Origin of the sequence: Streptomyces sp. SID486 (genome assembly GCF_009865385.1) — a bacterium.
In the GTDB taxonomy this organism is placed as follows: Bacteria; Actinomycetota; Actinomycetes; order Streptomycetales; family Streptomycetaceae; genus Streptomyces.
Genome location: NZ_WWJT01000750.1, coordinates 1 through 5754, shown reverse-complemented (window position 1 = coordinate 5754; position 5754 = coordinate 1). Strand labels below are relative to the sequence as shown.

Annotated in this window: 5 protein-coding genes and 1 pseudogene; 3 read left to right on the top strand and 3 right to left on the bottom strand. The window is 72.9% G+C overall.

Annotated elements, in window-relative coordinates; all coding sequences use genetic code 11:
* Positions 1 to 280 (bottom strand): annotated as a pseudogene (locus GT045_RS35260) (SDR family NAD(P)-dependent oxidoreductase); the annotation flags it as partial.
* Positions 281 to 646: 366 nt separating this feature from the next.
* Here GT045_RS35260 and GT045_RS35255 point away from each other — a divergent pair.
* The 3 genes from GT045_RS35255 (at position 647) to GT045_RS35245 (ending at position 3507) form a co-directional block, all read left to right on the top strand.
* Positions 647 to 2443: a thiamine pyrophosphate-requiring protein gene (locus GT045_RS35255; RefSeq protein ID WP_161336709.1), complete on the top strand. Its 1797-nt coding sequence runs from the start codon at positions 647 to 649 to the stop codon at positions 2441 to 2443.
* Positions 2444 to 2514: 71 nt separating this feature from the next.
* The gene (locus GT045_RS35250; RefSeq protein ID WP_161336708.1) at positions 2515 to 2892 is read left to right on the top strand and encodes a DUF2795 domain-containing protein; all 378 of its coding nucleotides are present in this window, start codon (positions 2515 to 2517) and stop codon (positions 2890 to 2892) included.
* 72 nt (positions 2893 to 2964) lie between these two features.
* Entirely contained in the window at positions 2965 to 3507 is a 543-nt protein-coding gene (locus GT045_RS35245) for a type 1 glutamine amidotransferase domain-containing protein (protein WP_161290603.1), read from the top strand.
* A 241-nt stretch (positions 3508 to 3748) separates the two neighbouring features.
* On the opposite strand, the gene GT045_RS35240 is transcribed toward GT045_RS35245, so the two are convergent.
* Together GT045_RS35240 and GT045_RS35235 are read right to left on the bottom strand one after the other, a co-directional pair.
* Positions 3749 to 4036 (bottom strand): DUF6158 family protein, encoded by a 288-nt coding sequence (locus GT045_RS35240; RefSeq protein WP_161290605.1) that lies wholly within the window; start codon positions 4034 to 4036, stop codon positions 3749 to 3751.
* Between the two features lie 204 nt (positions 4037 to 4240).
* A partial coding sequence (locus GT045_RS35235) for an ATP-binding cassette domain-containing protein (protein ID WP_161336707.1) occupies positions 4241 to 5754 on the bottom strand: 1514 nt, incomplete at its 5' end.

Here is a 5754-nt window from a genome sequence, read left to right as displayed (position 1 = left end):
CTCGGTGGGCGGGCCCGGACGCAGGGGCGCCGTCGGCCCGGCCAGGGCGGGCGGCGCCGTTCGCGAGGGCCGGCGGGACGGTGCTCAGGGGGCCCGGCACCGCTCCGGCGGGCGGCCCGCAGGACTCGGGAACGGTACCGGGGCCGGCCGTGGCCCGGCCTGTGGCGGAAGCCGCCGGGCCGGGTGCCACGGCGGTGCGGGCGTACGCGGCGGGCCCGGTGAGGGCGAGCACGGCACCGGCGGCGAGGACGGCGGGCAGGGCGCGGGCGGTGCGGCGCATGGGAGGGACTCCTCGGCGGACTCGCGGCGGGACGGCGCGGACGGTCGCAGGGCCGTACGCCGGCACACCGGTACGACGGCGACGCCGTGCGGTGCCCGGGTACGGGGGCACGGGTCGTGCCCTCGCTGCCATGACAGCCCGCGCGTGGCCGTACCGCGCGCGGCCGGAGCCCATTCGCGCGACACACGGGGCCGGCCGGGTGACGGCGGAGACGACGCACGCTCACGGACGGACGGCGCGCGTCTGCGTGCACGAGCCGTCGGCCCGGCGCGGTACCGGGCACGGAGGTTTTCCGTCCCCTTCACCGGTGACTCGGTATCCGCTGACCGGATCGTCCGCTTCGCACTGCACCGGGGAGGTCCCTCCATGACCACCAAGGTCTCGGACCACATCCTCGAGCGTCTGCGCGCTTGGGGCGTGGAACAGGTCTTCGGCTATCCGGGTGACGGCATCAACGGCCTGCTCGCCGCCTGGGGCCGCGCCGAGGACCAGCCGCGTTTCATCCAGTCGCGGCACGAGGAGATGTCCGCCTTCCAGGCGGTCGGCTACGCGAAGTTCAGCGGCCGTCTCGGGGTGTGCGCGGCGACGTCCGGACCCGGCGCCATCCACCTGCTGAACGGCCTGTACGACGCGAAGCTGGACCATGTGCCGGTGCTGGCGGTCGTCGGCCAGACCGACCGCACCGCGATGGGCGGCTCCTACCAGCAGGAGGTCGACCTCCACACGCTGTACAAGGACGTCGCCTCGGAGTTCGTGGAGACGGTGACGGTGCCCGAGCAGCTGCCGAACGTGCTGGACCGGGCGATCCGCACCGCGTACGCCCGGCGCTGCCCGACCGCGCTGATCATCCCGGGGGACGTGCAGGAGCTGGACTACTCGCCGCCGACGCACGACTTCAAGATGGTGCCGTCCAGCCTGGGCATGAGCGACTACACGGCGACGCCGACGGACGAGGCGCTGCACCGGGCGGCGGAGGTGCTGAACGCGGGCGACAAGGTGGCCGTCCTGGTCGGACAGGGCGCCGCCGGCGCGGTCGCGGAGGTGCGGGAGATCGCCGAGCTGCTCGGCGCGGGAGTGGCGAAGGCGCTGCTCGGCAAGGATGTGCTCAGTGACGAACTGCCCTATGTGACCGGGCCGATCGGGCTCCTCGGCAGCCGGCCGTCCTACGAGATGATGCGGGACTGCGACACGCTGCTGACGATCGGTTCGTCGTTCCCGTACACGCAGTTCATGCCGGACTTCGGCAAGGCGCGCGGCGTGCAGATCGACATCGACCCGCACATGATCGGCATGCGCTACCCGTACGAGGTGAACCTGGTCGGTGACGCGCGGGCGACGCTGCGCCGCCTGATCCCGCTGCTGAACGGCGAACGGGGCGGGCGCGAGTGGTACGACACGGTGTGCGACAACGTCAGGCGCTGGCACGGGACGATGGACCGGCGGGCGGGCCTGGCGGCCGATCCGATCAACCCCGAGTACGTGGCCCGGGCACTGGACCCGCTGCTGCCGGACGACGCGATCCTCACCTCGGACTCCGGTTCCGTCGCCAACTGGTACGCGCGGCACATCACGATGCGGCCGGGCATGCGCGGTTCGCTGTCCGGGACGCTGGCGACGATGGGCCCGGGTGTGCCGTACGCGATCGGCGCGAAGTTCGCGCACCCGGACCGGCCGGTGTTCGCGCTCGTCGGTGACGGGGCGATGCAGATGAACGGCCTGGCGGAGATGATCACGGCGGCGAAGTACCGCGACCGCTGGTCGGATCCGCGGCTGGTGGTGGCCGTGTGGAACAACCAGGACCTGAACCAGGTGACGTGGGAGATGCGCGCGATGGAGGGCGCTCCGTCGTTCCTGCCGTCGCAGTCGCTCCCGGACGTGCGGTACGCGGACTTCGCCCGCTCGCTCGGGCTGACCGGCATCCGGGTGGAGAGGTCCGAGGACGTGGAGGCGGGCTGGCGGGCCGCCCTGCAGGCGGACGGGCCGTGTGTGATCGAGTTCCTCACCGATCCCGCCGTGCCGCCGATCCCGCCGCACGCCTCCTGGGAGCAGATGGAGGCGACGGCCGCGTCGGTCCTGAAGGGCGACGCCGACCGTGGCTCGATGATCAGACAGGGGCTGAAGGCGAAGGTGCAGGAGTTCCTGCCGGGCCGGGACAAGCATTAGCCCTACGTGAACCCGGTGTCGGACTCGCGCCACCGGGTACGCGGCGGATCTTCGACCCTCTGGAGGGAGACATGCAGCGAGGCAGCGACCGGCTGAGCGTCCATCGGGACGACGAGATGAAGCACGAACTGCAGGGTCTGCTGCGGTCCGGGCACCCGACGCGAGCCGGGGAGTGGCACGACCCGGAACCGGCGGCGGACGACGACCCGGAGGTATGGGGCGGCCCGGTCGGCGGTCTGGGTTCCCCCGCGGCGCTGGAGCGGACCCGGCTGGAGCTGGCCCGGCACCTGGGCCGGCACGCCTTCCCCGCGAAGGCGGGTGAGCTGGCCCGTGCGCTGCGCCGGAGCAACGCGCCCGGCGGCCTGGTCGACGCCGTGGCCGGGCTGCGCCACGGGCACCGCTACGAGAACGCGCAGGCGGTGGCCGAGGCGCTGACGGGCGGCGCATGAGGCGGGGCCAGGCGGCCGAGATCGACAAGTGACCCGGACCGTACTGAGGAAAGTGAAAGGAAGTTGAGGATCATGCGTATCGCGTTTCTGGTGGCACCCGAGGGCGTCGAGCAGGTCGAGCTGACCGAGCCCTGGAAGGCGGCCGCGGACGCCGGGCACGAGCCGGTGCTGGTGTCGACGGAGTCCGGCAAGATCCAGGCGTTCAACCACCTCGACAAGGCGGACACCTTCTCCGTGGACGAGGTGGTGGGTGAGACGTCGGCCGGGTCGTTCGGCGGCCTGGTGCTGCCGGGCGGAGTCGCCAACCCGGACTTCCTGCGGATGGACGAGAAGGCCGTCGCGTTCGTGAAGGACTTCTTCGAGCAGGGCCGTCCGGTGGCCGCGATCTGCCACGCGCCGTGGACGCTGGTGGAGGCGGACGTCGTACGGGGCCGGGTCCTGACGTCCTGGCCGAGCCTGCGGACGGACATCCGCAACGCCGGGGGCACGTGGGTGGACGAGCAGGTGAAGATCTGCGACCACGGCTCCAACCAGCTCGTGACCAGCCGCAAGCCCGACGATCTGAAGGCGTTCTGCGAGGCGTACCTGCACGTGTTCGCCGGTGCGGCCGACTGACCGACCGGACGGCGGTGAGACCGCGGTGGGGCCGGCCCGTCCTGGGCCGGCCCTCCTTCGTGTGCCGGACGCGGGTGCCGGGCGCGGCTGCTGCCGGACGCGGGTGCCGGGCGCGGCCCGCGGGTGCCCGGCGTGACCCCGGGTGCCAAACGTGTCCGGGTGGAGTGCCGGGCGGCCTGTCCGGGCGGGGTGCCGGGCATGTGCCGGCCGGATGCCGGCCTGGTGCCGGGTGTGCCGCGGCTCAGGTGCCGGAGGTGTTCGGGGCCGCCGTCTCGCCGCAGCCGCGTTCCCGGGCGCCCTCGCGGGTGCGGGCCGCGCTCACCAGGCGGCGCGGGTTGCGGCGCAGGTACTCGCCCTCCAGCTGCGCCATGCGCTCGTTGTGGGCCCGCAGTGCGTCGTTCGAGCCGTACAGGAGTGTGTCGTGGCGTGTGCGGTGGATCGTCTCCAGCTCCTTCATGAGCTGCAGGTCGTCCAGCCGGCTGGGGTCGACTCCGGTCATGGTGGTGCCCCGCTCGTCGTGTTCGTTCATGGGGTACGGGTACCCCCCGGCACGCACCCCCGAGCGGTTTCCGGGAGGAAGAATCCATGGAGCTCGCGGTCCTGAGTCCACTGTACGAACATCCGAGGTCCCGGGCCTCCGCAGGGCGGTGGACGTCACGGCGGCGGGACGGGACCGGGCCGCGCGGGCCCGGCGCCCGTCGTCGGGTTACGGCGCCGGGAGGCGCGGTGCGTGCTACCGGGCCCGCTCGACCCGCCGCTCGTCCCAGACCGGTTCCGGGGTCTCGCGGACCCGGCCGTCGCTGCCGAACACCAGGAAGCGGTCGAAGGAGCGGGCGAACCAGCGGTCGTGGGTGACCGCGAGGACCGTGCCCTCGAACGCCTCCAGACCTTCCTGGAGGGCCTCCGCCGACTCCAGGTCGAGGTTGTCGGTGGGCTCGTCCAGGAGCAGCGCGGTGACGCCGGCCAGTTCCAGCAGCAGGATCTGGAAGCGGGCCTGCTGTCCGCCGGAGAGCCGGTCGAAGCTCTGCTCGGCCTGCTGGGTGAGTTCGTAGCGGCGCAGCCGGGACATGGCCGCGCCCCGGTCCTGGGCGTGCTCCTTCCACAGGATGTCGAGGAGGGTGCGGCCCTGGAGCTCGGGGTGGGCGTGGGTCTGCGCGAAGTGGCCGGGGACGACCCGCGCGCCCAGCTTCCAGCCACCCGTGTGCGCGACCTCCTCGCCGGCGAGCAGCCGCAGGAAGTGGGACTTGCCGGAGCCGTTGGAGCCGAGCACGGCGACCCGTTCGCCGTAGAAGACCTCCAGGTCGAACGGCTGCATCAGGCCGGTCAGTTCGAGGCTCTGGCAGGTGACGGCCCGTACGCCGGTACGGCCGCCCTTCAGGCGCATGGTGATGTCCTGCTCGCGGGGCGGCTCGGGCGGCGGGCCGGCCTCCTCGAACTTGCGCAGGCGGGTCTGCGCGGCCTGGTAGCGGGAGGCCATCTCGTGGCTGACGGCGGCGGCCTGACGGAGGTTCAGGACCAGCTTCTTCAGCTGGGCGTGCTTCTCGTCCCAGCGGCGGCGCAGCTCCTCGAAGCGGGCGAAGCGTTCGCGGCGGGCCTCGTGGTAGGTGGCGAAGCCGCCGCCGTGCACCCAGGCGTCCGCGCCGGCCGGGCCCGGCTCGACGGAGACGATCTTCTCGGCGGCGCGGGCGAGGAGTTCCCGGTCGTGGGAGACGAACAGGACCGTCTTGCGGGTCTCCTTCAGCTGCTCCTCCAGCCACCGCTTGCCCGGCACGTCGAGGTAGTTGTCGGGCTCGTCCAGCAGCAGCACCTCGTCGGTGCCGCGCAGCAGCGCCTCCAGGACCAGCCGCTTCTGCTCGCCGCCGGAGAGGGTGCGCACCTGTCGCCACTGGGCGCGCTCGTAGGGCACGCCCAGGGCGGCGGTGGTGCACATGTCCCACAGGGTCTCGGCCTCGTAGCCGCGTACCTCGGCCCAGTCGGCGAGGGCCTGGGCGTACCGCAGCTGGGCGGCCTCGTCGTCGACGGTCATGAGGGCGTGCTCGGCCTCGTCGACGGCCTTCGCCGCCTGGCGGATACCGGGCGGGGCGACGGAGACGAGCAGGTCGCGCACGGTCGTCTCGTCGCGTACGGAGCCGACGAACTGGCGCATCACACCGAGGCCGCCACTGACGGTGACGGTGCCGCCGTGCGGTTTCAGCTCGCCGGAGATCAGCCGCAGCAGCGTGGTCTTGCCGGCGCCGTTCGGGCCGA

Excerpts from the sequence above, each read along its gene's own strand:
- GT045_RS35255 (WP_161336709.1), top strand. The coding sequence starts at position 647 with ATGACCACCAAGGTCTCGGACCACATCCTCGAGCGTCTGCGCGCTTGG.
- GT045_RS35245 (WP_161290603.1), top strand. The coding sequence starts at position 2,965 with ATGCGTATCGCGTTTCTGGTGGCACCCGAGGGCGTCGAGCAGGTCGAG.
- GT045_RS35250 (WP_161336708.1), top strand. The coding sequence starts at position 2,515 with ATGCAGCGAGGCAGCGACCGGCTGAGCGTCCATCGGGACGACGAGATG.
- GT045_RS35240 (WP_161290605.1), bottom strand. The coding sequence starts at position 4,036 with ATGAACGAACACGACGAGCGGGGCACCACCATGACCGGAGTCGACCCC.